Source organism: Aliarcobacter cryaerophilus ATCC 43158, from assembly GCF_003660105.1.
Lineage (GTDB): Bacteria > Campylobacterota > Campylobacteria > Campylobacterales > Arcobacteraceae > Aliarcobacter > Aliarcobacter cryaerophilus.
Genome location: NZ_CP032823.1, coordinates 574,065 through 598,372, shown reverse-complemented (window position 1 = coordinate 598,372; position 24,308 = coordinate 574,065). Strand labels below are relative to the sequence as shown.

27 protein-coding genes are annotated in these 24,308 nt (G+C 26.1%); 8 read left to right on the top strand and 19 right to left on the bottom strand.

All coding sequences use genetic code 11. The features are described from left to right. Positions 1 to 27: 27 nt before the first annotated feature. Positions 28 to 681 (bottom strand): outer membrane protein assembly factor BamD, encoded by a 654-nt coding sequence (locus ACRYA_RS02965; protein WP_105916424.1) that lies wholly within the window; start codon positions 679 to 681, stop codon positions 28 to 30. Between the two features lie 183 nt (positions 682 to 864). On the opposite strand from ACRYA_RS02965, the gene ACRYA_RS02960 reads away from it, so the two are divergent. From ACRYA_RS02960 to ACRYA_RS02945, 4 genes are all read left to right on the top strand, one after another. After that, on the top strand, positions 865 to 1,629 hold the full coding sequence (locus ACRYA_RS02960; protein ID WP_105916425.1) for a pyrroline-5-carboxylate reductase: 765 nt from the start codon (positions 865 to 867) through the stop codon (positions 1,627 to 1,629). A gap of 61 nt (positions 1,630 to 1,690) precedes the next feature. Next, positions 1,691 to 1,900 (top strand): hypothetical protein, encoded by a 210-nt coding sequence (locus ACRYA_RS02955; RefSeq protein WP_105916426.1) that lies wholly within the window; start codon positions 1,691 to 1,693, stop codon positions 1,898 to 1,900. After that, positions 1,878 to 2,231 carry a hypothetical protein gene (locus tag ACRYA_RS02950; protein WP_170144472.1) on the top strand — a complete coding sequence of 118 codons (354 nt, stop codon included), beginning with the start codon at positions 1,878 to 1,880 and terminating at the stop codon, positions 2,229 to 2,231. The genes ACRYA_RS02955 and ACRYA_RS02950 overlap by 23 nt, the downstream gene beginning before the upstream one ends. Next, positions 2,228 to 2,554 carry a hypothetical protein gene (locus ACRYA_RS02945; protein ID WP_105916427.1) on the top strand — a complete coding sequence of 109 codons (327 nt, stop codon included), beginning with the start codon at positions 2,228 to 2,230 and terminating at the stop codon, positions 2,552 to 2,554. The genes ACRYA_RS02950 and ACRYA_RS02945 overlap by 4 nt, the downstream gene beginning before the upstream one ends. On the opposite strand, the gene ACRYA_RS02940 is transcribed toward ACRYA_RS02945, so the two are convergent. Further along, positions 2,544 to 3,143 (bottom strand): non-canonical purine NTP pyrophosphatase, encoded by a 600-nt coding sequence (locus ACRYA_RS02940; RefSeq protein ID WP_105916428.1) that lies wholly within the window; start codon positions 3,141 to 3,143, stop codon positions 2,544 to 2,546. The genes ACRYA_RS02945 and ACRYA_RS02940 overlap by 11 nt on opposite strands. 83 nt (positions 3,144 to 3,226) lie before the next feature. Between ACRYA_RS02940 and ACRYA_RS02935 the strand changes: the two genes are divergently transcribed. From ACRYA_RS02935 to ACRYA_RS02925, 3 genes are all read left to right on the top strand, one after another. After that, complete coding sequence (locus ACRYA_RS02935) at positions 3,227 to 4,549, top strand: MFS transporter (RefSeq protein ID WP_105916429.1); 1,323 nt, start codon at positions 3,227 to 3,229, stop codon at positions 4,547 to 4,549. Positions 4,550 to 4,555: 6 nt separating this feature from the next. Next, entirely contained in the window at positions 4,556 to 5,410 is an 855-nt protein-coding gene (locus ACRYA_RS02930) for a hypothetical protein (protein WP_105916430.1), read from the top strand. 63 nt (positions 5,411 to 5,473) lie between these two features. Continuing rightward, on the top strand, positions 5,474 to 7,009 hold the full coding sequence (locus ACRYA_RS02925; RefSeq protein ID WP_105916431.1) for a methyl-accepting chemotaxis protein: 1,536 nt from the start codon (positions 5,474 to 5,476) through the stop codon (positions 7,007 to 7,009). A 46-nt stretch (positions 7,010 to 7,055) separates the two neighbouring features. Here the strand turns inward: ACRYA_RS02925 and ACRYA_RS02920 are convergent, their stop codons facing one another. After that, positions 7,056 to 9,671 (bottom strand): valine--tRNA ligase, encoded by a 2,616-nt coding sequence (locus tag ACRYA_RS02920; RefSeq protein ID WP_105916432.1) that lies wholly within the window; start codon positions 9,669 to 9,671, stop codon positions 7,056 to 7,058. Between the two features lie 131 nt (positions 9,672 to 9,802). Here ACRYA_RS02920 and ACRYA_RS02915 point away from each other — a divergent pair, with 131 nt between their 5' ends. Beyond that, entirely contained in the window at positions 9,803 to 10,468 is a 666-nt protein-coding gene (locus ACRYA_RS02915) for a rhodanese-like domain-containing protein (protein ID WP_105916433.1), read from the top strand. Between the two features lie 42 nt (positions 10,469 to 10,510). On the opposite strand, the gene ACRYA_RS02910 is transcribed toward ACRYA_RS02915, so the two are convergent. From ACRYA_RS02910 to ACRYA_RS02835, 16 genes are all read right to left on the bottom strand, one after another. Then, positions 10,511 to 11,773 (bottom strand): NnrS family protein, encoded by a 1,263-nt coding sequence (locus ACRYA_RS02910; RefSeq protein WP_105916434.1) that lies wholly within the window; start codon positions 11,771 to 11,773, stop codon positions 10,511 to 10,513. Positions 11,774 to 11,845: 72 nt separating this feature from the next. Then, a complete protein-coding gene (locus ACRYA_RS02905) occupies positions 11,846 to 12,460 on the bottom strand; it encodes a tetratricopeptide repeat protein (RefSeq protein ID WP_105916435.1) in 615 nt (204 codons plus the stop codon). Positions 12,461 to 12,563: 103 nt separating this feature from the next. Continuing rightward, a complete protein-coding gene (gene prx-suh, locus ACRYA_RS02900; RefSeq protein WP_105916436.1) occupies positions 12,564 to 13,103 on the bottom strand; it encodes a thiol peroxidase Prx-SUH in 540 nt (179 codons plus the stop codon). 96 nt (positions 13,104 to 13,199) lie between these two features. Further along, entirely contained in the window at positions 13,200 to 14,024 is an 825-nt protein-coding gene (locus ACRYA_RS02895) for a CvfB family protein (RefSeq protein WP_105916450.1), read from the bottom strand. A gap of 31 nt (positions 14,025 to 14,055) precedes the next feature. After that, positions 14,056 to 14,856: a metal ABC transporter permease gene (locus tag ACRYA_RS02890; RefSeq protein ID WP_105916437.1), complete on the bottom strand. Its 801-nt coding sequence runs from the start codon at positions 14,854 to 14,856 to the stop codon at positions 14,056 to 14,058. A gap of 15 nt (positions 14,857 to 14,871) precedes the next feature. Further along, positions 14,872 to 15,612 (bottom strand): metal ABC transporter ATP-binding protein, encoded by a 741-nt coding sequence (locus tag ACRYA_RS02885; RefSeq protein WP_105916438.1) that lies wholly within the window; start codon positions 15,610 to 15,612, stop codon positions 14,872 to 14,874. A gap of 94 nt (positions 15,613 to 15,706) precedes the next feature. Further along, positions 15,707 to 17,083, bottom strand: a complete 1,377-nt coding sequence (locus ACRYA_RS02880; RefSeq protein WP_105916439.1) for a sensor histidine kinase — start codon at positions 17,081 to 17,083, stop codon at positions 15,707 to 15,709. Continuing rightward, complete coding sequence (locus ACRYA_RS02875; RefSeq protein ID WP_105916440.1) at positions 17,073 to 17,741, bottom strand: response regulator; 669 nt, start codon at positions 17,739 to 17,741, stop codon at positions 17,073 to 17,075. Before ACRYA_RS02875 ends, ACRYA_RS02880 begins: the two co-directional genes overlap by 11 nt. Positions 17,742 to 17,745: 4 nt before the next feature. After that, on the bottom strand, positions 17,746 to 18,477 hold the full coding sequence (locus ACRYA_RS02870; protein WP_105916441.1) for a metallophosphoesterase: 732 nt from the start codon (positions 18,475 to 18,477) through the stop codon (positions 17,746 to 17,748). Further along, positions 18,474 to 18,929, bottom strand: a complete 456-nt coding sequence (locus tag ACRYA_RS02865) for a hypothetical protein (protein ID WP_105916442.1) — start codon at positions 18,927 to 18,929, stop codon at positions 18,474 to 18,476. The genes ACRYA_RS02870 and ACRYA_RS02865 overlap by 4 nt, the downstream gene beginning before the upstream one ends. Before the next feature lie 3 nt (positions 18,930 to 18,932). Then, positions 18,933 to 19,457 carry a YceI family protein gene (locus ACRYA_RS02860; protein ID WP_105916443.1) on the bottom strand — a complete coding sequence of 175 codons (525 nt, stop codon included), beginning with the start codon at positions 19,455 to 19,457 and terminating at the stop codon, positions 18,933 to 18,935. Beyond that, positions 19,450 to 20,415, bottom strand: coding sequence for a hypothetical protein (locus ACRYA_RS02855; protein ID WP_105916444.1), 966 nt, complete (start codon positions 20,413 to 20,415; stop codon positions 19,450 to 19,452). The genes ACRYA_RS02860 and ACRYA_RS02855 overlap by 8 nt, the downstream gene beginning before the upstream one ends. Continuing rightward, entirely contained in the window at positions 20,403 to 21,974 is a 1,572-nt protein-coding gene (locus ACRYA_RS02850; RefSeq protein ID WP_105916445.1) for a hypothetical protein, read from the bottom strand. The genes ACRYA_RS02855 and ACRYA_RS02850 overlap by 13 nt, the downstream gene beginning before the upstream one ends. Further along, entirely contained in the window at positions 21,958 to 22,581 is a 624-nt protein-coding gene (locus ACRYA_RS02845) for an ABC transporter ATP-binding protein (protein ID WP_105916446.1), read from the bottom strand. Before ACRYA_RS02845 ends, ACRYA_RS02850 begins: the two co-directional genes overlap by 17 nt. Next, on the bottom strand, positions 22,578 to 23,660 hold the full coding sequence (locus ACRYA_RS02840; RefSeq protein WP_105916451.1) for an ABC transporter permease: 1,083 nt from the start codon (positions 23,658 to 23,660) through the stop codon (positions 22,578 to 22,580). The genes ACRYA_RS02845 and ACRYA_RS02840 overlap by 4 nt, the downstream gene beginning before the upstream one ends. Positions 23,661 to 23,847: 187 nt before the next feature. Continuing rightward, positions 23,848 to 24,171, bottom strand: a complete 324-nt coding sequence (locus ACRYA_RS02835) for a ComEA family DNA-binding protein (protein WP_121443276.1) — start codon at positions 24,169 to 24,171, stop codon at positions 23,848 to 23,850. Between the last annotated feature and the right edge of the window lie 137 nt (positions 24,172 to 24,308).

The following is a 24,308-nucleotide window of genomic DNA, read 5'->3' as shown; positions in this document are numbered from 1 at the left end:
TTATTTTATACATTTTTTATATAATTTTTATTCAAAAATTGCTCTGTAGAATGGTACTTCTACTGGTTTTATTTCACTTGGATCTACCCAAGAATTTTTTGCTTTGTCCATATAAAGCTCTGCTGCTTTTGGCTTATCTCTTCTCTCGTACAAGCCAGCTATTTCTTTATCCATAGAAGCTTTTGCCATAAACAATCTTGCATTCATAGTATCAACAAGTGGCATATATGGTGAATTTGGATATTTGTATTTAAAATCTATAATATGTGATAAAGTATCATCTATTAGCTGTTGATCTCTAAATTGTTGCTTGAATCCCATAAAATTTGCTTTAATTTTCATATATCTTGCATAATCAATATCTTTGCTTAAGCTAAATCTTTTAATATATTCATCTAAATAAAAATTTGCCAAAGCATACTGCTCATCAGCCATGTGTGCATTTACAAGTATAAGTATAGCTGTTGGAATATATGGTGAATTTCTATGTTCACTCTCTAGAGATGTATAAGTATCATCTGCTTCATCTAAATCATTCATTCCTATTTGCATCATCATTTTATTGTACCAATAAAGTGCTGGTTTGTTGTACTCTTGCTCACTTTTAGATGCACAAGCACCGAATACAATAGCTGCTGTAAAAATCAGTAAAAGGTTTTTGATTTTTAGGTTTTTTAACATTTTTGTCTCCATTATCTAGCATAAAGTAATATGTTACCTAAAAAATACTTTATTTTTGAATTAAAAGAATTTAAGATTATGCTTTGTAATAGAAAAAATAGTGTTTTTTATAATATTTTAAAGTAATACTTATATTTATAAATTAAAAATGGCTATAATCTAAAAAAATATTTAAGGTGAACTATGAAATTAACACTTATTGGAAATGGAATTATGGCTCAATCTTTAGCTATTGGGCTTGTAAAAAAGCATGAAGTTGAGATGATAGGAAGAGAGATAGAGAAATTAAAACTTATCAAAGAAAAAATCCCAGAATTACAAATAAAAGAGTTAAGTGACAAAGAAGATATTAGTGGAAAAAACATAATCTTTTGTGTAAAACCTTATGCACTAGAGAGTGTTTCAATAAGACTAGTAGGTACTGCAAATTCTTTAATCTCCATTTTAGCTGGTACAAAATTAGATTATTTAAGAAAGCAAATTAGTGCAAAACACTACGCAAGAACAATGCCAAATATAGCAGCAAGTGTACAAAACTCTATGACAACAGCTACAGGTGATATTGAGATAAAAGATTTAACTCTTGAAGCTTTTGGAGCTATTGGTGAAGCTATTTGGGTGAATAATGAGAATCAACTAGATATCGCTAGTGCAATTACAGCTTCTGGACCTGCTTTTTTAGCTTTAGTTGCAGAAGCTATAGCAGATGGAGCTGTTAAAGTTGGACTTGAAAGACATTTAGCTCAACATTTAGTACAAGGGCTTTTTAGTGGAACTTCTTCGCTTTTAAAACACTCTCACTCAGCTATTATAAAAGATAGTGTAATGAGTCCAGGTGGAACAACAGCAGCTGGATATGCAAAACTTGAAGAAGGAAGAGTTAGAGATGCTTTTATTAAAGCTATTGAAGGCTCATTTCAAAAATCAAAAAATATTGCTGAAAAGTAGTATAACTCTTTTTGAGACAATAGTTAGTCTTTTAATCCTCATGGTAATTGTAGGTGGATTTTTGAAAATTCCATATAATAACTATGAAGATGAAGAGCTTTTTAATAGATTAAATGAACTTGAAAATAGTTTTGCTACAAAAGATTATCGATATTTTTTAAAACAAGAAGAGTTTTTAAAAATTATAAAAGATGGAAAAGAAGAAATTGTAAAAGTAGATAAATATAGCTTCAAAAATGAGAAAATAAATGTTTTTAAATATGAAAAATAGCTTCTCTTTATTTGAACTAATATTAACTCTAGCAATTTCAACAACTATAATCATCTACTCAACTTTACTTGTAAAAGATTTAGTTATTTTAAATAAAACATCACTTTCAAAAGAATTAGCAAGACTTGAATTAAACTCTACAAAAATATTTATTGAAAAAAACAAAAATGAGTTAAATAAATTTGGTTTAAATAATAAAATACTCTATTTTGATAACAATATTTTACTAAAAAATGTAAATGAATTTAATATTTACATAAGCGATGAAGTAGCAACTATTAATATATCTTTAGAAAATAGCTCTAAACAAGTATGGAAAATTGGATTATGAAAAAATCCTATGTACTTTTTATAACTTTGATTCTAGTAGTTGTTTTTTCTGTTTTAGCAAATTTTATGTTGGAGACAAATTCTCTAAAAAATGAGGTATTTACACAAAAATACCTATATTTACAAGCAAAAAATCATATTTCATTTCTAGAAGAGTATATTTTAAAGACCGATTTAGAAGATACAAAAAGAATCAAAATTGATAATGATTTATTTGAGATAATAGCAACAAAATATGGAGAGGAAAAAAGCAAACTCTTTTTTTTGAGTGTCCAAAATAAAAAGTTTGCAATAAGATTAACCAAACAAATTATTAAAGAATAACTTCTAAAACTTTTTTTGCCAATTTTAATGCCCTATTTCTATGTGAAAACTCTTGCTTTATTTCAAAATCTAACTCTCCTAAAGTTTTATCAAAACCATCTGGAATAAAAAGTGGGTCATATCCAAAACCATTTGTTCCTAACTCTTTATTTATAGCCATTCCATGCATAAAACCGTGAACTGTATATATTAAATTATTATATATTATTGCTATGCAAGCTGTATAAAAAGCTGGTGTTCTCTCTAAATTTAACTCATCTAATTTTGATATTAGTTTTGTATTATTCTCTTTATCACTTGCACCAACTTTAGCATATCTTGCACTAAAAATCCCAGGAGCATTTTGTAAAATAGGAAGAGAAATTCCACTATCATCGGAGATTACTATAAAATTTTTTTCTCCTATTTGTTTTAATTTTTCATTTACCTCACTAGCTTTTATTATTGCATTTTCTTTAAAACTAGTTCCAGTTTCATCTATATCAAATTTTCCTAAAATATCGCTATATGCAAAGACATTACTATTAGGAAGAAGTTTTTTAAACTCTTCTATTTTACCTCTATTTGCACTTGCTAAAATAATATTCATTTTTTGCCTTTTAAATAGTTCCTATTTAAAAGGAACCTTAGTATATAATCAATACTCAAATTATAATATATTTAGGATTATGTATGATTAAATCAGTTTTACCTTTGAGTTTTATTATATCTTTAAGATTTTTTGGACTTTTTATAGTTCTTCCTGTTATTTCTGTCTATGCTTTTAGCCTAGAAGGTGCAAATGCTACACTTGTAGGAATTGTTGTTGGTGGTTATGCCTTAACTCAAGTAATTTTTCAAACTCCTTTTGGAATTATGAGTGACAAATTAGGAAGAAAAGGAACAATCGTAACTGGTCTTTTACTTTTTGCTATTGGTTCACTTATTTGTGCCTTAGCAACAGATATTTTTGCTCTTCTTTTGGGAAGACTTTTACAAGGTGCAGGAGCTATTGGAGCAGTTGTAACTGCTATGATTAGTGATGTTGTAAAAGAAGAACAAAGATCAAAAGCTATGGCAATTATGGGTGGATTTATTGGTATTTCATTTGCTCTTGCTATGGGATTGGGTCCAATTATTGGTGGATATGCAGGGGTTCCAACACTTTTTTATATTACTATGGTTTTATCTTTAATTGCTATTTTTGTATTAATTAAAAAAGTTCCAAATCCACCAAAAATAACTCATACTTATAATGATAAACTAAATATAAAAGATGTTTTAGGAAATGCAAATATAAATAAAATGCACATTACAAACTTTTTACAAAAAGCGTTGATGACTTTTGCATTTTTAGTTATTCCAATAATTCTTACAAAAATATATAACTGGGATATAAAAGATTTATGGCAAGTATATATTCCATCTATGATTTTAGGGCTTCTTGCAATGGGACCAGCTTCAATTTTAGCAGAGAAAAAAGGAAAATATAGAGAAGTATTAGTTATAGGAATTTTATTATTTATAATCTCTTATTTATTGATGGGATTTAGCAGTAGTTCTATAATATTCTGTATTGGAGTTGTTCTATTTTTTATAGGGTTTAATATGCATGAACCAATTATGCAATCTCTTACATCTAAATTTGCAAAGGTTCACCAAAGAGGAAGTGTTTTGGGAGTATTTAACTCTTTTGGATATTTAGGAACATTTGTTGGTGGAGTTTTTGGTGGTATTTTATTGGATAATCTAGACTCTTATGAGATAGAAAGTTTCACTTTAGGAGTTGCTGTTATTTGTATTTTGTGGGCTATTTTAATAATTTTAATGAAAAATCCATCAAAAACAAAAAATCTATATCTAAGTTTAGATGAGTACAAGCTTGAAAATAGTGGAAAACTAAACGATAATTCAAATATCGAGGAATGGTATATAAACAATACAGAAAATATTTTAGTAGTAAAATATAGCCAAGATAAGATAAATGAAGATGATATTAAATCAATTTTAAAGTGATTTAGAATGATAAGATTTGTAGTTTACTTTTTTTTAATATCTATTTTACTAATAGGATTTGGATTTTCATTTTTAAACAACTTTGAAAAACAAAAAGAGCAAATTCTTACAAAATACCAATTAGAGACAAAAACTACATCTCTTTTTATTCAAGAGAATTTAAAAAAATATCTACAAACTAAAGATATTGAGATATTAAACACAATAAATTCTGTTTTTAATAACAATTTTTCATCAATATCTATTCAAAAAGCTCTTTTCTCAATAAAAGAAAAAGAGCTTATAGATCTTACAAATAACTTAGATAAATCTTTATCTTGGGAGATATCAAATCTAAAAATAGATGATAATTTTGGACAAATTATTCTATCTACTCAAAGTGATGATTTACAAAAAGAGCTTTTGACTATTGAAGGTTCTATTCCAAATGAGATAAATAAAAACATTACTCCTAGTATTGATATTTATACATTTGTTCCTAGCAAAAATTTCAGAAATTTATCGACTTTAATAATAAACTTTGATGCAACAAACCAATTTGATGAAACAAAAAGTTCAAGTGCGATTATAAGTTTTGAAAAAGATATTAGCTCTTTTACAAATAATCAAAATGAAAACATTGCCCCAAAATGGTTTAAACAATTAGTTCCTATATATTTTAATGAAGAAGCAAGTAAAGTAAATAATAGTTTACAAAATGATGCAATATTTTATATAAATACAAATATTGAAAAAATATATTTTGAACTGTTTAAAGAAGCAAAAAATGAGTTTCTTAACTACTTTTTCTGGTTTTTTATATCTTTTATATCTATATTATTTGTTGATATTTTATATAGAGTTATAAAATCAAAATCTTAGGATTTTAATAACAATAAAAAGTTTTTTTGATGTATAATTAAATTTTGAAGGGGAGATTAACAAATGTTTTTTAACAACAAAAATGACAAGATTTTAAGTGAAGCTATAAATAATAATTATGCAGTTATTTATTTTAAACCAGATGGTACAGTAATCAAAGCAAATGAAATTTTTTTGAAAACTATGGGATACTCTTTAGAGGAAATTGTAGGAAAACATCACTCTATATTTTGTGAAGATAAATTCACAAATACTCAAGAGTATAAAGATGGCTGGAATAATTTAAGAGCAGGAAAAACTTTAACAGCAGAGTTTCAAAGAGTAAAAAAAGATAAAAGCTTAATATTTTTAAGAGCTTCATATATGCCAGTTATAGAAAATGGCAAAGTTTTAGAAGTTATAAAATTGGCTCAAGATATTACAAAAAATAGATTAAAAAATCTATTTTTTATAGGACAAGTAAAAGCTATAAATAAGTCTAATGCGGTTATAGAATTTGATATGAATGGAAACATTTTAAATGCAAATGATAACTTCTTAAATACTTTAGGATATAAAAAAGAGGATATTATAGGGAAACATCACTCTATTTTTTGTGAAGAGAGTTACAAAAATTCAAATGAGTACAAAGAGTTTTGGAAAAAACTAAATCGTGGAGAGTTTGATAGTGGAGAATACCTAAGAATTGGAAAAAATGGTAACCATATTTGGATACAAGCAAGCTACAATCCAATATTTGATATGGATGGTAAAGCTTTTAGAGTTGTAAAATATGCAACAGATATTACACATAGAAAAAATACAATGTTTGAAGTTGAAAAAGAGATAAAAGAGTTTTCAAACTCTTTAAATACTCTTTTAAGTACTTCAATAAATATGTTAAAAGATGCAAAATTTTCAAACGAAAATTCTCAAAATGCTACTAACTCTTCACAAAATATAAACTCTTTAATTCAAGATTTATCAAATAAAATAGATGAGATGCAACAAGCAATAGTCGATATTGCTTCAAAAACTTCTAAAAATGAGCAAATAGCACAAGAAGCTAATATTCAATCAAAACATACGGCAACTGCAATGATAAAATTAAATGAAGAGAGCCAAAAAATAGGTGAAACAGTAAATATAATTTCTCAAATAGCATTTCAAACAAATATTTTAAGTCTAAATGCAGCAGTTGAAGCAGCAACAGCAGGAGAAGCTGGAAAAGGGTTTGCAGTAGTTGCTCAAGAAGTAAGAAATTTGGCTTCAAGATCAGATGATGCTGCAAAAAATATAACAGAAAGAATTGCACTTATTCAAAATTTGGTTAAAAATTCTCTTGATTCAATTCATGAAATAGATGAAACAATATCTGATATTAGCACTATTTCAAAAGAGATTTCAGTATCGATGAGTGAACAAAAACAAAACTCTTCTATAGTTTCACAAAATGCAAAAGATGGTTCTAAAAGTTTAAATGAAGTTACAAAAAATATGCAAGATGTTGTTTTAAGTACTGAAAATACTCTAATTGAAGCACAAAAAACACAAGATAGCTCAAACTCTTTAGTTGATATTTCAAATAAACTTATAAAAACTCTACAAGAGCTAAAATAAGACCTAGAATAATCTTCCAAAATTGGAAGATTATTTAAGTATTTTTTTAGCTTAAACTTTTAAGCTCAGCCTCTATTTTTTCAAGTCTAGATTTAACATCTTCAAGAGCTTTTGTATTTTCCTCTATTACATTTGCAGGTGCATTTGCAACGAATCTTTCATTTGATAACATTCCATTTAATTTATCAAACTCTTTTAAAGCTTTCTCTTTTTGTTTCTCTAGTTTTTCAACAATTGGTTTCATATCAATTTGTGAAGTTGGAATATAAACCTCAAGATTGTTTGAAACATCTGTTATACTATTTTCAACTTTGCTAGTTACAAACTCTACATTTTCAACTTTAGCAAGTTTTTCTATAAATGGTTTTGCAACATTGATATCAATTTTAGCATCAAGTTTCAAATATGCTTTTTCAATTTTAGAGTTACCCATATCTATTAGAGTTTTTGCTCTTCGTATAGCAATAATTGACTCTTCAATTATAGAGAACATATTTTCAATATTTTCATCTTTTTTAATATCTTTTGGGAAGTTCATAATCATTAAAGAGTCACCATTTTCAAGTGTAGTTCCACTAAGTTTATGATATAAGTAGTCAGAAATAAATGGCATAAATGGACTAACTAACTTTAAAGTCTCTTTAAAAATAGCTCCAAGTTCAACTATACTTTCTTTACTAGCTTTAGAGTACTCAATTCCCCAATCACAAAACTCCATCCAAACAAATCTATATAAAGCGCTTGCTGCTTCATTGAATTTATAAGTTTCAAGTGAATTTCTTACCTCATCAACAGCATGACTAAGTCTGCTTTGCATATAAAGACCAAGAGGCGTTTTAATAGTTATATCTTTTAAATCAGGGAATGTATCAACATTTAAAGTTAAAAAGTTTGAAGCATTATAAAGTTTATTTGTAAAGTTTCTAAACTGTTCAAGATTATTTTCACCAAGTTTTATATCTCTTCCTTGAACTGCTAAATATGCAAGAGTAAATCTAATAATATCAGCACTATGTGTTTCAACCATATCAAGAGGGTCAATTACATTTCCTTTTGATTTTGACATCTTAGCACCATGTTCATCTCTTACAAGAGCATGCATATAAATATCTTTAAATGGAAGTTGACCCATAAAGTGTTCACCCATCATCATCATTCTAGCAACCCAGAAAAACATAATATCAAAGCCAGTAATTAATAGTGAGTTTGGATAAAAATCTTTTAAATCACTATCATTAAAAGTATCTTTCATTTGACCATTATTTCCCCAACCAAGTGGTGAAAATGCCCATAAAGCACTACTAAACCAAGTATCAAGAACATCTGGATCTTGATGAATATGATTTTTACCACATTTTGGACACGCCTTTGGCTCATCTTCTTTTGTAGCCCATTGATGATTGCAACTATCGCAATAGAATACTGGAATTCTATGTCCCCACCAAAGTTGCCTAGAAATACACCAAGGTCTTAACTCGTCCATCCAAGCTCTATATGAGTTTAGCCAATGAGAAGGATGAAACTTAGCTTCACCTTCATAAGTTTTTCTAATAGACTCAGCTGCAACCTCTTTTTTTACAAACCACTGTTTTGAAATATAGGGCTCAACGATATTTTTACATCTATAACAGTGCCCTACTTGGTGATTATGGTCTTCAATCTTTACAATAAAACCTTCATCTTGAAGTTTTTTAACAATTATTGGTCTAGCTTTTAGTCTTTCAACTCCTTTGAACTCTCCACACTCTTCGTTTAAAATACCTTTTTCATCAAAGCATTTTATAAAATCTAAATTGTGTCTAAGCCCTACTTCATAGTCATTTGTATCATGGGCTGGAGTTACTTTTACAACTCCTGTTCCAAACTCCATATCAACATGAGAATCAGCAATAATTTTTATTTTTCTATTAATTAGCGGTAAAAAAACTTCTTTTCCAATTATATTTTTGTATCTTTCATCATCTGGATGTACCATAACAGCACTATCTCCAAAATATGTCTCAGGTCTTGTTGTTGCAACTGTTACAAATCCGCAACCATCAACAAAATGGTAATTCATATGATAGAATTTACCATTTACCTCTTCATGCTCAACTTCAATATCACTTAAAGCACCATCGTGAGTACACCAATTTACCATATAGTTATTTTGAGAAATCATTCCCTCATCATAAAGTTTAACAAAAGCCTCTTTTACAGCCTCTTTTAAACCCTCATCCATAGTAAATCGCTCTCTTGACCAAGCTGGACTAACTCCTAGTTTTCTCATTTGGTGAACTATTGTTCCACCACTAAACTCTTTCCATTTCCAAACTCTTTGCAAAAAAGCTTCTCTTCCTAACTCTTCTTTTGTAGTCCCTTCTTTTAAAAGTTGTTTTTCAACTACATTTTGAGTTGCAATTCCAGCGTGGTCAGTTCCTGGTTGCCAAAGAGTTTTAAATCCATCCATTCTTTTGTATCTTGTAATTATATCTTGCAAAGTAAATGTAAGTGCATGACCAATATGTAAACTTCCTGTTACATTTGGAGGTGGCATCATAATTGCAAAATTTTTATTTGGCTCTTGAATTGATCTGTTTCCATCAATCTCAAAGTAACCTCTATCTTCCCAAATCTTATAAAAACTATCTTCTACCTTTGATGGCTCGTACTTTTCACTCATAAATAATCCTAATTGTGTTACTAAAATAGCTTAGATTTTACCTAAATTTCACTTAAGTCCCTGATAGTTTGCCATTTTAAAAAGTTTTTGATAGAATCAAATTCGATACAATTTTAAAACAAGGAGAGTTTATGTTTAAAATAATTTTAGGAAGTTTACTTGTAGCAACTTCCCTATTTAGCGCTGATTTACAAAGTTCTGGAGTTGAAGTAACTTTAGAAAATGGGAAAAAAGCAATTATAAAAAGAGAGGCAAAACCAAAAGAGTGTGAAAGTGTTGCATTTGACCCAAAAGATATTTTTGGTGGGAAACACGAAGCATCTTCAACTGTAGATGAAAATTGCAAAAGAAGTTTTGTTACATATTTTGGAAAAATTGCACCAATAAAAGCATCAGATAAAATAGAGACTTATGGGGAATTAGAAGTTTTAGAGTTTATAGAAAAATCAAAAACAGATAAAAATCTTCTTTTAATTGATAGTAGAACTGAAAATTGGTACAACCACGAAACTATTGCAACAGCGATAAATGTTCCATATGTTTATACAAAAAAATCTCAATATCCAGATGAGTTTGCTGAGGCTTTAGAAACTTTTGGAGTAGTTGAAAAAAATGGAAAATATGACTTTACAAATGCAAAAACTCTTTTGATGTTTTGTAATGCAATTTGGTGTGGACAATCTCCTGAAGCTATGAAAGAACTAATAGCTATTGGTTATCCTCAAGAAAAAATGAAATGGTATAGAGGTGGTATGCAATCTTGGTTAAGTGTTGGATTATCAACGATTAAACCATAAAAAATATTGTTTTCGAGGCAAAAGCCTTGAAAACTAAAATATTTATACTTTCCATTTTGGCTTAAATTCCTCTTTTTTATTTTCATCTATTTTTTGAACTACTATTTCTGGTTTTTTATCATTTTCTAATAAAATAGAAACATACTTATAAGACCAAATAATTAGTGCAACTATTAATAAAATAGCACTTAACTCTATAAAAAAGATATAGTTTAATCCAAAATTTACACAAATAGATGCAAATATTCTAACTATAGCTAAAATCTGAACACTTATAAATATAGAAAGTGCAAAAAGTTTTGTCTCTATTTTTCTTCCAGAGTGACCAAGCACTACTCTAGTACCAAACCCTATCAAAACAGTAACAAAATATCCAATAGCCAAAGTATGAATTACAACTTTTTCAAAGTAAAAATTTGGATAAATAAAAGAAAAAATACCTTCAATAATAGATATAAAAAATGCTACAACAATCCAATATAAACCAAGGTGTAAAATCCAAACTATTGGTGGTGTTCTAAATGTTGGCATTTTCCAACGAACTAACTCTTTTACGATAAATAAGAAGATAGGAACATCTGCAAAAAGATTTAGCTTTGGATTATCAAAAGATAGTAAAATCACTTTTAAAAGAAGTAGAAAAAATATAGTATCCAAAAGCTTTGGACTCTTATTTATAATATATGTAGGAACCATAACTCTTGTAAAAAAAGGAATCATTCTTTGAGAAATTACAAAAATAATCATAAATAAAAATAGATAAAATCCACTATTTATAGCAATTTTTGAAACCAAATAAGATAAATTAAAATCAAATTCTGAAACTATATATAAAAAATGAGAAACGATTCCTGTACTAAATGCCATTAAAACCCATTTTGTATCATTTTTATCTTTCATAATACTTTTTTTATGAATACTATAAAGAAGTCTAAAACTCAAAATTTGAGCAAAAAGCATTAGAAGTTGGAATAAAATTGTAATTTTAGAGTAAAAAATAAGCGAAAGAAAAATACCTAAACTAGATATAAAATATAGAAAAAATTGTCCCATATAATCTTTTGAAGCTATTTCACTTTGCATCAAAAATTTTGGAAAAACAACAAATAAAAATCCCAAAAAAAACTGAATAAATACTACAAAAATAAGAGCATATGCATGATATTTCAAAAGTGTTGTATCTAATTTTATACTATTTGAATAAGCAAAAGCAAATAGAGTTATAAAAAGTATAAAAAATATTATACCATTTGTAAAAAATGGTTGATGTGGTTGCGAAGCAAACTTTTTGTACCACGAAGTCATTAAAATCTCCTAATATAAATTAAGAGATTTTAACTATTTTTTTTATAAATCAGCTTGATTTTAAACAATAATTCAAAGTTTTCCTAGCTCTTTGCAAGCATTGCTATAGCCAAGGTTGCAAGATTTTTCAAAATACTCTTTTGCTTTTATTTTATTTATAGCCAAAAAATCACCTTCAAGATACATAACTCCAATGTTATAACAAGCTTTTTGATGATTCATTTCACAAGCTTTTGTATAAAAATCAACTGCTCTAAAATCATCTTTTTCTACTCCATTTCCATTTTTATACATAATTGCTAAATTAAAACAAGAAGAGCTTACGCCATTTTTACAAGTTTTTATATATAAATCAACAGCTTTAAAGTTATCTTTTTCTACACCTAAACCTTTTTCATACATATTTGCTAAATTGTAACAAGCATTTTGATGTCCTTGGTTACAAGCTTTTGAAAAATACTCTTCTGCTTTTGTATAGTTTTTGGCGATATGTTCACCTTTAAAATACATTAAACCTAAATTATAACATCCAGCAAATGCACCTTTTTCACATGAAACTTTAAATATATTTGCAGCTTCTAAAACATTTCCTTTTTCAAGCTCAATATAACCATCTTCTACTAATGAAGCATTTGAAAAAGAGTAACTTAACATTAATACAAAGATAGTTTTAATTATTTTTTTCATAGAGTAACCTTTTTTTAGTATTTAAAATATTACAATTTTTTGGTTAATAGTAAACAAAATATTATTTAAAGCAAGAAGAATCTTACTTTAAATTTTTTTATTTTTAGTGACAACTTCCACAACAAGAAGTAGAAGATGCTTCAGTTATTGCTGCTAAAACAGCATCATAATTTGGCTCTTGAGTTATTTCAGGAACAATCTGTTTATATGTAATTTTTCCAGATGGATTTACTATAAATACAGCTCGTGCCATCAAGCCAGCTAAGGGACCATTTGCTTGTAAAACACCATAAGATTTTGCAAATGCTTTTGCTCTAAAATCAGATGCAACTTTTAGGTTTTCAATCCCTTCTGTTGTACAAAATCTTTTCATAGCAAATGGTAAATCCATAGATACAATAACAACCTCTACGTGATCTAATTTTGAAGCTTCAATATTAAATCTTCTTGCTTCTGCAGCACAAACACCAGTATCAAGAGATGGAACTGCAATAATAACTTGAGCCATTCCACGTTGTCCACCTATTGTAATATCACTTAAATCTGCTCCAACACCAGTTACAACAGGAGCTATATCTCCAACATTTAACTCTGTTCCGCTTAAATTTACTTCTAATTCACTTTTAAATTTTACTGTTGCCATTTTATTTCCTTTTTATATAAATTTCAATCAATTAAAAAATCTTATTTAAGATATTTAACTGAAATTATATTCAATTAGGATAAGATTTGTCTTAATTTAAATCAAACAAATTCTATCATCTTCCAAGTTTATTTTTTTCTCATCAATTAGCTTTGTCAAAGTCGCTTTAAAAGCTTTTTTACTCATAGCAAATAGATTCTTTATATCTTCAGCATCACTTTTATATGTGAAATTCAAAACTCCACCATTTGCTTTTAAAATCTCTAAAACTTTATTAGAATCTACTTTCTCACCTATTTTTTGTAATGAAATATCTAGCTTTTTATCTTCTCTTAGATTTTTTATATAGGCTCTTTTTTTATCCCCTATTTTTAAATTTTCAAAAATTTCAGAATGGAAAATCATACCTTCAAAAAGATTATTTACTATTACTTTAAATCCTAGTGGCGTTTTTGAATATAAAATAATCTCTACTTCATCACCTTGTTTTAGATTTTTTGGCTCTTCTTCTAGTATATATTTTTCACTTGCTATTAATCTACTTGTTCTTTCATCAAATTGCATTTGTAAAACTTTATATGAACCAATATTGTAAGTTCCTTTTTGTCTATTTTTAGGAACTAATAAATCTTTTGGTAAACCAATATCTACAAAATAACCAAATTTTGCACTATCAACAATCTTTAAATTTGCAAATTCATTTAAGTACAAATATGGTTTTAAAGTTGTTGCTACAAGTCTATCTTCACTATCTGTGTAAATAAAAACATCTAGTAAACTATCTACTGTCATATCTTTTTTTACATAAGCATTTGGTAATAAAACTTCTGTTTCATCTCCACTAATCAGATAAATTCCAGGTTCACTAACTCTATTTACTTTTAAAGTATTTACAACACCTTGTTTTATTTTTTCATCTATTTTTTTCATTGGTTTTTCCGTTCTTTCTTTTTTATTTTTTATATTTTATTAGCTTTACAACTCCTAAAGCAACAACTGCGACCATTATTATACTTGCCCCTGAACTTATATCATAAAGATATGAAACTACAAGACCAGATATTGTAAACATTGTAGCTAAAATTGAGCTAATAATCATCATTGAAGATAATTTTGTAGCAAAAGTTTCAGCTAAATATGTTGGAATTGTAAGAAGTGCAATTACCAAAATAAGTCCTACAGCTTTTATAGCAGCAACTACACATAAAGCAGATAATATAAGAATTAGTGTATAAAAGAATTTTACATTTATACCTCGTAAACTTGCAAATTCACTATCATAAGATACAGATAAAATCTCTTTATAAAAATATACAACAATTGCAATAATAAAAATATCTAAAAGCGTCATATAAATAATATCTTCGCTTGAAACAGCAATGATACTTCCAAATAAATAACTCATTAAATCTACATTGTATCCTGGAGTTAAATCTACAAATATAATTCCAATTGCCATACCACTTGCCCACATCATACCTATTATTGCATCTATTCGGCTTCTATTTTTCAAAGTAATAATAGCGATTAAAATTGCAGTTAGAACTGCAAAAATAGTTGCTCCAAATAAAACTGGGATTCCTAAAAATATCGCTATTCCTATTCCTCCATAAGCACTATGAGCTATTCCACCTGTAAGAAAAGTAATCTTATTTACCACAACCAAAGTTCCAATTATTCCAGCTGCTATTGAGATTAAAACTCCAGCTATCAAAGCATTTTGAATAAAATCATATTGTAAAATTTCAAACATTATATTTTTACCTTTTTAATGTACATGGTTACAACAAATTTGTGTTTTACCTAAAGCTGATAAAAGTTCAACCTCACACAAATGATCATCAGCTAAAGTAACATTTTTTTGAACCTCAGCAAGACTGTGATAAACCAAACCTCTATTAATATGAGCTACATTTTTTGCATAATTTAAAAGAATTGATAAATCATGACTTACAACAACAATACAAATAGTTTTATTTAACTCTCTTAAAAGTTCATAAATCTCTTGCTGCCCTTTTACATCAATACTTGCCGTTGGTTCATCCAAAAGCATAATTTTTGGATTTGAGCAAAGTGCCCTTGCAATGAAGACTCTTTGTCGCTGACCACCACTTAAATCACCTATTTTTTTATTTGCAAAATCTTTCATCCCAACTTGATTTAAAGACTCCAATGCACAAGAAATTTCATCTTTTGAATAACCAAATAATCTTTTTTTAGAACTTATATGACCCATTAAAACTACTTCCAAAGAAGTAATTGGAAAATCAATATTTAAATTTGTATTTTGTGGGACATAACCAACTTGACTATTTTTTATATTTTTTATTAATTTTCCACTTTGAAGAGGAAGTAACTCTAATATAAGTTTAAAAAGTGTAGATTTTCCACCACCATTTGGTCCAATAATAGCTAAAAAATCATCACTTTTAATTTCAAGATTTATGTTATCTAAAGCTTTTGTATTAGAATACGAGTAAGATAAGTTCTCTATTTGTATTAAATTCATATTAACCTTTATTTGCAACTTGGTTGCAATATTACCTAAATATGAATTAATATCTATTTATACATAAATTTTAATACTTAAAAATAGTAGCTCTTTATTTAGAATTAAAAGATAAAGTTATTGTCGTTTCTTTATTCTCTTCACTTTTTATAGTTATTTCTCCTTTGTGAATATCTACTATTTTCTTTAAAATTGACATACCAAGTCCAGTTCCTCCAGAGTTTTTATTTCTACTTTTATCTGTTCTATAAAATTTATCAAATATTTTTTCTTGTTCATTTAATGGAATTCCTATTCCAAAATCTTTAATTGAAACATTTAATAAATTATCTTTTTTAAATATTTTCACTATCACTTTTGAATTTTCAAAACTAAATTGAATAGCATTTTTCAAAACATTTTTTATTGCAATTTTTAATAAATTTGGAAAACCAAAAAACTCTAAATTATCTTGAACTTCAAAAACTATCTGAACTTTATGAAGTTTTGCAAAATTTTTTAGTTCATTTATTGATTCATCTACAATTTCATCTAAATAAAAAAACTCTTTTTTATCTGTAATAATCTCATTTTCATTTTTAGCTAAAAACAACAGATCATTTATTGTCTGCTCTATTCCTGAAAGTTCGCACAAAGATCTATTTATAGTATCTTTATATTCATCTATATTTCTATCTTTTCTTAATGAAATTTCTAATTCGCCTTTTATTATAGTAAGTGGAGTTTTTAATTCATGAGAAGCATCTGAACTAAACTGAGAAATTTTTTCAAATGAGTTTTCAAGTCTACTTAAAAGATTGTTTATTTCATTTACTAATTCAGAAATTTCATCTTTAGTATCACTTATTTTTAATCTTGATGATAAATCATTTGCATTTATCTGTTTTAACTCTTCTAAAATATTTTGAAAAGGAAAAAATGATTTATAAATTATAAAATTTCCACCAATAACTGCAAAAACTAAGATTATTGGAAGAATAAAATACAATATATAAAGGAGATTTTCTAGAGTTGTTGTTATAACATCTTTTGTTGTAATAGCTTCTATAATTACAGTTTGTTCTCCATGAAAATTAATCTTTATTCTACTAATAAAATAGTTATTTTGTTCTTCAAAATTTATAGTATTTAGTTTTAAATTAGATAAATATTTTTCATTTTTTATAATATCTTTTGGAAAATTATCTGTTTGAATTATTTTTTCAAAGTTTTTATCATTTAAAATTCTAATAAAAAGTGGCTCATATTTATACTCTTTTTCTTCATCTAAAAGAGTTTCTGTAATTTTATCTTTTTCTTGTAAATCATCCGTAATATCAAGGATTATAACTTTTAGAGTTGCTTCAAGTTTATCTATAGTTGAAATTTCTACAGCTTTATACAAAGAGAATGAAAAAATTACCAAAACAATAATTTGTATGAAAAAATGATAGACTAAAAGCCTTTTTTTTATTGATAAATTAATCTTCACTAATTTTAAATCCTATTCCTCTTATGGTTTTAATAAGTTTCTTTTCGAAATCTTTATCTATTTTATTTCTTAATCTATAAATATATACATTTACGATATTACTTATATTTGAATCTTCAAAAGATGATAAAGCCTCATTTATTGTTGTTTCACTTAAAACTCTATTTTTATTTTTAATTAAATATTCTAAAAGTGAAAACTCTTTTGCAGTTAGAGTTATATTTTTATTAGCTCTAACTGCTGTTTTGTTTAATAAATCAACTTCTAAATCTGCTATTGAAAGTTTTGTTGATGAAGAGTTTATAGTTCTTAGTTGAACTCTAATTCTTGCTAATAATTCAGCAAAAGAAAAAGGTTTCGCTAAATAATCATTTGCTCCAATATCCAAACCTTTTACTTTATCTTCAATTGAATCTTTTGCTGTTAACATAATAATTGGTGTTTGAATATTTGAACCTCTTAAGCTTTTACAAACTTCTATTCCATCTTTAATTGGAATCATTATATCAAGTAAGATTAGGTCATATTCATTTACACTAGCAAGATAAAGACCTTCATCTCCATTTGTAGCAAAATCAACTACATAACACTCTTCTTCTAAACCTTTTTTCAAAAAGTTTATTATTTTTAAGTCATCTTCTATTATTAATATCTTCATAAAGCTATTCTACTGTTTTTGAAATTAATTTCAATATAGTTATCTCTGCATTTGCTTTATATCTAAAATTTATACCCCAAGTTCCAACTCCTTTGTTTACATAAATAGCTGTATTTTTTCTGTAAAAAAGTCCAGCTAAAAAGGGTTGAACAAGCTTTACAAAATAGTGAAATGGATAAATTTGCCCACCGTGAGTGTGTCCACATAGAAAAAGAGAGGCATTTGATTTTGTAGCAATTTTATAATCTTTTGGTTGATGAGAAATAAAAATAGAAGGCGATTGTTTTAAATAATCTTTTATTTTTTCATCTTCTCTTTTGATTTTAAAAAATTTTGAAAATCTATCTGGAAGTCCAGAAATATAAATATTCTCATTTTTATGATTAATCATAAATGTTTTATTATCCATAAAAATAAAATTTTGTAACTCTTTTTTTAAATCTTCTAATCCATAAAATAGGTCATGATTTCCACTTATGTAAAAAACTCTATTTTTTAACTTATTTAAAACACAAAGTTGTTCTTTTATAAATTTTACTTTTGTATCTATTATGTCCCCAGTTATTACACAAAAATCAAAATCTAAAGTGTTGCAAAATTCTACTAAGTTAATAATTTTTTCATTTGAAGTTTTTTTATTTATGTGTAAATCACTTAAATGAAGAATTCTCAAATCATTTAATTTTTTATTTTCAACATTTATTTCTATAGTTTGAAAAATATTTTCTAAATTCATTTTAATAAATTACTTAGTTCATTTGCAGAAGATATAAATTTTATATCTTTTACTACTCCATTTTCAAAAGAATAAGTAGTTATTTTATCGTTTTGTTTTGCAAATCTTGTATTACTTTCATCATAAATTAATAAAATACTATATTTATAATCTCTTAATTTAGGAATTATAAACATTTTTGTAATAATTGTTGGAGTTGATGAGAGATTATTTATAAAAATTGCGTGATGCTCTTTTAAAAATAGTGAGCTCTTCGATGATAAAAAATCATTTACCATCATAAGAGTCTCTTTTTGGAAAGTTACAATTATAGTTTCAATATCACTAGTAATAGTATGGATTTCATCAAATTGATCTACAAGTGAAAAATTATTTACTTTAGCACCAAGTTTTAAATTCCCCGCAAACATAAAGTTTGTAATAATTACCAATAATAGAACTTTTTTTATCATTTCTTATCTTTTCAAATAAATTTTGTAAGTAATATCTATTTGATTTCTAACTTTAAAAAATAGCATTGAAGGTGGTTCTAAATTAAAATCTGTTAGATTAAAAGAAAATTTTCCATTAAGTAAGATATTACTCTTCTCTTCACTTATATCACTTTTAACAATAATATCTTTAGAAATACCATTTAATGTTAAAACACCACTTATGTCATAGTTAATTTCATTTTTTATGATATTTTTTATATCAAAAGATATTGTTTCAAATTTATCAACTCTTAAAAGTTTATACATATTCTCATCTCTATCTTTTTTATCACTAATAAGAGTAATTGTTTTAAAATAAATATTACCTCTTATTGATTCTAAACTATTTTCAATAGTTAGCTCACCTTTTATATCCCTTGTTATTGGAGTAATTTGACTATCTCCAAAAACTTCAGTTTGAGCCATAATAGCACTATTTGATACTGATAAATTACTTGCATATAAACTAAGACCTAAAGCCAAAGTAAAAAATAATTTTTTAAACATATTTAATCTCCTTATTATTTAGTGGATATTCTTTGCTAAGTACTTTAAATATTGCTAATAAAATTACAATTGGAACAATAAATATCATATTTGTTAACGCTACAAAAAGTCCAGAACCAGAAGCCATCCATCCAATTAATATCATAAAAAATGAGATAGTTCTAAAATCTTTATTTCTAATTGATTGAAGAATAACAACATTGTAATAAGATATTACAAATGGATAAATCATTGATAATATAAACCCCTCTCTTAAAAAATATAAAAGATATGAAAGAGCAAAAAGTATCAATATAAACAACTCATTTTGATTTTTCTCAATTTTAAAGTATAAAGCACAAACTAAACCAATAATATGAAATAAAGCTATTTCAAAAGTAAAACCACCTCTCCAAATAGAAACAGCTAAATCTCTTGAAAGAGATTCAAATAAAGAAGAATCTAAAAATACCCATAAAACCATTATGATTAAAGAGTGATTTACTTTATTTAAACTTTGTTCTTCTTTATTTTTAGGTAAAAATAAAGAACAAAATAAAGTAATAGTTGTAAGTACAACAGCAATAATTTCTCTTTGAGATACTTCATAATTAAATAAAATAGTTCCTGTAACATAAGATAAACTTAAAGCAAAACCAAGTTCTATAAGTGAAGTTTTTTTAATTTCATTTATTACCATGGGAGCGATACTACCAACTATAAAACCTAAAAAGAAAAGTGTTAAAAAATTATAATTTGGATATAAAAAACTTACAATTAATTGAGCTATTAAAAATAGTGTTATTTTATTATCTAATTTTATATATGAAATTAATAAAGAACCAATAACTCCTCCAATAGGAAGTGGTGCAATTAAAAATAAATCTGATGAAAAATATTCAACAATTCCTGTTTGTGCTATAAGTAGATAATAGCACAACTCGCTAGCTATAAAAAAGATTAATATTAATCTTTGCATAAATACTCCTTTGATTGAAAAAAGATTAAGTAAACGAAAATAAATGTTAGGTCAAAAAGTGAAATTAAAAGAGCTTCAATTCCAAGTTTTCCTGAAGCATACAAAGCAAAAAACATAGAACTAACAAATATTCTAATAACTAAACTAATTTTTGTTAGAATAGTTTCATAAGCTTCGTATTTTAAAGCAAAGTAGTGAATAACTCCCGTCATACTTACAAAAGTAAAAACAACATATTCATAAATTCCACTAAAACTAAATCCTAAAATTGGATATAAAAAGCTAGCAAGTAGTATTAAAAAAACTCCACCTAATCCATCACTTAAAACACCCATTAAATTATAAAAACTTAAGTTTGAATAAGATGTTTTTAATTTGATAAAAGCAAATATAAATCCAAAAGCAACAAGACCAAATATTGTTCTAAATATCCATAAATTATAAGTAGATATTGAAATAAATCCAGCTTGTGAAAAACCTGAAATACTAAGAGAAAAAAATATTCCTAAAATTCCAACTAAATATATATTTAGATATTTTGCTACGTGAAGCTCCTTTATATGATTTATAAACATAGCTATAACCATAAAAAACACTCCAATTCCCATTGCAACATGTGCATGTGCTACTATTAAATCATTTCTATGAAATAACCATCTAATTTCAGGAATAAATAAAATATTTCCTTCAATATCAACAAATAAGAAAGCTAATATTGAAATTAGAAGAGCTTTTTTAGCAGGAGCTAAAATATTGCTATCTTTATACCATCTGTATAAAAGTGGAATATATAAAAGAGTTAAATATTGAGCAAACAACTCTTGATTGTATGTTAAAGGTTCAAAAAATATTCTATACAATACTGTTCCAAGATAAAAGAGTGTTGGAATAATCCATAAAATATTCCATCTAGCTTTAAATTCTGTAATATTTAAAAGTTTTATGATTAAATAGTAAATAGGAATTAAAGCCAAACTCATTCCTAAAGTGTTATCTCCATGAGGACCACTTACTGTACTTTCAACTTGACCAATAGTTGGATTCATTAAAATCAAAAGGGCAATAGGAGCAATAACTACTATTTTCAAACATACTTTTATCCACAAAGGAATAACTTTATAAAGTTTTATAAATTTATATAAAGCTAGAATATAAAATAATCCTGCAAATGCTAGTAAAAAATTTAATTCATATGCAAAATCATAAAATGCTAAACCTCTATTTTTTCCTAAAAGTAGTGAAAATATCATAAAAATTAGAAATATATACCAAATTTGAGTGTAAATATTTAGATATTTTAATCCTTCTTTACAGATACCAACCTCTTTATTAATAAGTAAAAAAGGTAAATATGAAAGCATTAAAGGAACAAATCCATAAAGCATCAAACTAATATGTACAGCTCTTAAATTTGCAGGATTTAATGTTTGTGAATCAATAATAAATCCTATTAAATTTAATGAATATCCAATTCCAAAAAATAGTCCAATTGCAAAAAACACAATAGATATTTTAAAATTCTTGTTTATAAAATTCTCAAAATTAATTGATTTTTCCATCTTTTACCTCATAAATTTTATTTGCAATTTGTGCTAAATTTTTATCGTGAGTTGCTACTATTACAGTAACTTTCTCTTGACTTAATTTTTTAAATATTTCAAAAACATTTAAAGAGTTTTTTGAATCTAAGTTTCCAGTTGGTTCATCGGCAATAATTACTTTTGGTTTATTTATTAAAGCCCTAGCAATTGCAACTCTTTGTCTTTGTCCTCCTGAAATTTCATTTGGATATTTATTTGCTAAATTATCTATTCCTAAAATTTTTAGTAAGTTATAAATTTCATCAGTAGTTGATTTTTCATTTGCTAGTTTTATATTTTCTATAACTGTTAAATAGTTTATTAAATAGTGAAATTGAAAGATAAAACCAATATTTATTCTTCTAAAATCATCAATATCTTTAATATGTTTATAATTTAAATCTTCAAAAAATAGTTCACCTTTCGTTGGTTTTAATAGAGTTGAGATTATTGATAAAAGAGTAGATTTTCCACTTCCACTTTCCCCAACTAAACATATAAAATCACCTTTATTTATCTCTAAATTTATATTTTCCAAAGCTTTGTCATTATTATAATAATGACTTAAGTTTTTAATTTTTATCATATTTTATTTCCTTGGATTAAAAGAACTGGATCTGTTTTTGCTGCATTTAGTGCAGGTATTATTGAACCAATAATTACCATTAAAATAGATGTTATAAAAACATAAATAGTTAAATCAAAACTAATTTCACCATTTACATACCCTTGTAAAGTTTTTACATTTTTTATAAAAAATAGAACAATATTTGAAAAAATAAATGCACAAATAAAACTAAATAATCCAATAAAAAAGCTTTCAATTATTATTGAATAAACAATTTTATAAGTTTTTATACCTAAAGCTCTTTTAATTCCAAATTCACTTTTTCTTTGATTTACAGTTATACTCATAAGGCTTACAATTCCAAGTAATCCAAGAAAAAAAGCTATAAATGAAATAACATTTGATGATGTTTTTATTATTTTAAATTGATTATAATTATCCACAAAATTTTGTGTAGATTTAACATCAATCTCTTTTGATAAAGTTTTTATCTCTTTTATAATCTCTTCAATATCTGAATTCAAAGCTGCATTTACTAAAATAATTGAAGCAGATTTATTGAAAATCTCTCCAGCATCTACTATATTTAAAACTATTCCACCATTTTCAAATCCTATTTCACTTTTAAAAACACCAGAAATTTTAAAAGTTTTATTTCCAATTTGAACTTCTTTTTTATTTTCAAGTTGCTTAAAAATTGATTCACCAACAATAGCCTGATTATCAAAAGGATAGTTTCCTATTTCTAATTGATAATTTTTAAATCTATTTTGACTTGCTCCATAAATAGCTACAATAGGAAGTTTCTCAACAGGACTTGCACCAACTATAATTGCCCCAGCTTCTTTTACATTTTTTAAAGATTCTATTTCTTTAATCAAATTTATATCAACATTTGAAAAAAATGTATCAGAAATTTTAGCTTGAGTAACTATTATATCTCCATCACTTTTTAACATTGAAGAGTACATAGAGATAACACCATTTGAAATAGAACTAATTAAAAATATTGAAACAATAGAAAATATAAGACTTATTATGATTAAAAATGTTTTTAATTTATTTGCAATCAGTGCTTTATAAGCATGTAATATCAAAGACTCTCCTTTTAATTTTGGCAAGTTTAATCTTTGAATATGAATTTTTAATGAATTAAATATGAATATTTATTCATAAAAGAAAGATGGTTTAAAAAAATTATTAATAATGATATATTAAATGTAAACAGAGATTAAGAAGAGCCATAATAAGGCTCTTCATAAGTTATAGAAAGAGTACAGAATTTTAATTGTCAGATTTAGAGTTTTTAGTTTTCTTTGAATCTTTTATGTCATCACTCTTTGATTTTTCATCTTTTTTAGATGAAATAGGCTTTTCTTTTATATCCTTTTTTACATTGTCTATAATAGTATCGCCAAACCCTTTTATGTTTTTTAAGTCCTCAGCAGAGTTTATAGTGTTTGTTTTTCTATACTCAATAATAGCATCAGCTTTTTTATCTCCTACTCCCTTAATTTGCATTAACTCACTTTTTGAAGCAGTTTGAAGATCTATAGCCCCTAAAAATAAAGCAGTAAAAATAGCTAAAATAGCAACAAATTTTTTCATGTTCCCTCCTTGAAATTGTAGTGTAAAAAATTATATCATAAAAAAAACAAAAATATATATTAAATTATCTGTTAAAAAAAAGGAAGGGTGTATAAAAGATTTATTTGTATTGGAATAAAAAAGCAATAAAAAAGCTT

What these genes read in the sequence shown, in the direction of transcription:
- ACRYA_RS02965 (WP_105916424.1), bottom strand. Translation starts at nt 681, where the DNA reads ATGTTAAAAAACCTAAAAATCAAAAACCTTTTACTGATTTTTACAGCA.
- ACRYA_RS02960 (WP_105916425.1), top strand. Translation starts at nt 865, where the DNA reads ATGAAATTAACACTTATTGGAAATGGAATTATGGCTCAATCTTTAGCT.
- ACRYA_RS02950 (WP_170144472.1), top strand. Translation starts at nt 1,878, where the DNA reads ATGTTTTTAAATATGAAAAATAGCTTCTCTTTATTTGAACTAATATTA.
- ACRYA_RS02945 (WP_105916427.1), top strand. Translation starts at nt 2,228, where the DNA reads ATGAAAAAATCCTATGTACTTTTTATAACTTTGATTCTAGTAGTTGTT.
- ACRYA_RS02940 (WP_105916428.1), bottom strand. Translation starts at nt 3,143, where the DNA reads ATGAATATTATTTTAGCAAGTGCAAATAGAGGTAAAATAGAAGAGTTT.
- ACRYA_RS02935 (WP_105916429.1), top strand. Translation starts at nt 3,227, where the DNA reads ATGATTAAATCAGTTTTACCTTTGAGTTTTATTATATCTTTAAGATTT.
- ACRYA_RS02930 (WP_105916430.1), top strand. Translation starts at nt 4,556, where the DNA reads ATGATAAGATTTGTAGTTTACTTTTTTTTAATATCTATTTTACTAATA.
- ACRYA_RS02925 (WP_105916431.1), top strand. Translation starts at nt 5,474, where the DNA reads ATGTTTTTTAACAACAAAAATGACAAGATTTTAAGTGAAGCTATAAAT.
- ACRYA_RS02920 (WP_105916432.1), bottom strand. Translation starts at nt 9,671, where the DNA reads ATGAGTGAAAAGTACGAGCCATCAAAGGTAGAAGATAGTTTTTATAAG.
- ACRYA_RS02915 (WP_105916433.1), top strand. Translation starts at nt 9,803, where the DNA reads ATGTTTAAAATAATTTTAGGAAGTTTACTTGTAGCAACTTCCCTATTT.
- ACRYA_RS02910 (WP_105916434.1), bottom strand. Translation starts at nt 11,773, where the DNA reads ATGACTTCGTGGTACAAAAAGTTTGCTTCGCAACCACATCAACCATTT.
- ACRYA_RS02905 (WP_105916435.1), bottom strand. Translation starts at nt 12,460, where the DNA reads ATGAAAAAAATAATTAAAACTATCTTTGTATTAATGTTAAGTTACTCT.
- prx-suh (WP_105916436.1), bottom strand. Translation starts at nt 13,103, where the DNA reads ATGGCAACAGTAAAATTTAAAAGTGAATTAGAAGTAAATTTAAGCGGA.
- ACRYA_RS02890 (WP_105916437.1), bottom strand. Translation starts at nt 14,856, where the DNA reads ATGTTTGAAATTTTACAATATGATTTTATTCAAAATGCTTTGATAGCT.
- ACRYA_RS02885 (WP_105916438.1), bottom strand. Translation starts at nt 15,612, where the DNA reads ATGAATTTAATACAAATAGAGAACTTATCTTACTCGTATTCTAATACA.
- ACRYA_RS02875 (WP_105916440.1), bottom strand. Translation starts at nt 17,741, where the DNA reads ATGAAGATATTAATAATAGAAGATGACTTAAAAATAATAAACTTTTTG.
- ACRYA_RS02870 (WP_105916441.1), bottom strand. Translation starts at nt 18,477, where the DNA reads ATGAATTTAGAAAATATTTTTCAAACTATAGAAATAAATGTTGAAAAT.
- ACRYA_RS02865 (WP_105916442.1), bottom strand. Translation starts at nt 18,929, where the DNA reads ATGATAAAAAAAGTTCTATTATTGGTAATTATTACAAACTTTATGTTT.
- ACRYA_RS02860 (WP_105916443.1), bottom strand. Translation starts at nt 19,457, where the DNA reads ATGTTTAAAAAATTATTTTTTACTTTGGCTTTAGGTCTTAGTTTATAT.
- ACRYA_RS02855 (WP_105916444.1), bottom strand. Translation starts at nt 20,415, where the DNA reads ATGCAAAGATTAATATTAATCTTTTTTATAGCTAGCGAGTTGTGCTAT.
- ACRYA_RS02850 (WP_105916445.1), bottom strand. Translation starts at nt 21,974, where the DNA reads ATGGAAAAATCAATTAATTTTGAGAATTTTATAAACAAGAATTTTAAA.
- ACRYA_RS02845 (WP_105916446.1), bottom strand. Translation starts at nt 22,581, where the DNA reads ATGATAAAAATTAAAAACTTAAGTCATTATTATAATAATGACAAAGCT.
- ACRYA_RS02835 (WP_121443276.1), bottom strand. Translation starts at nt 24,171, where the DNA reads ATGAAAAAATTTGTTGCTATTTTAGCTATTTTTACTGCTTTATTTTTA.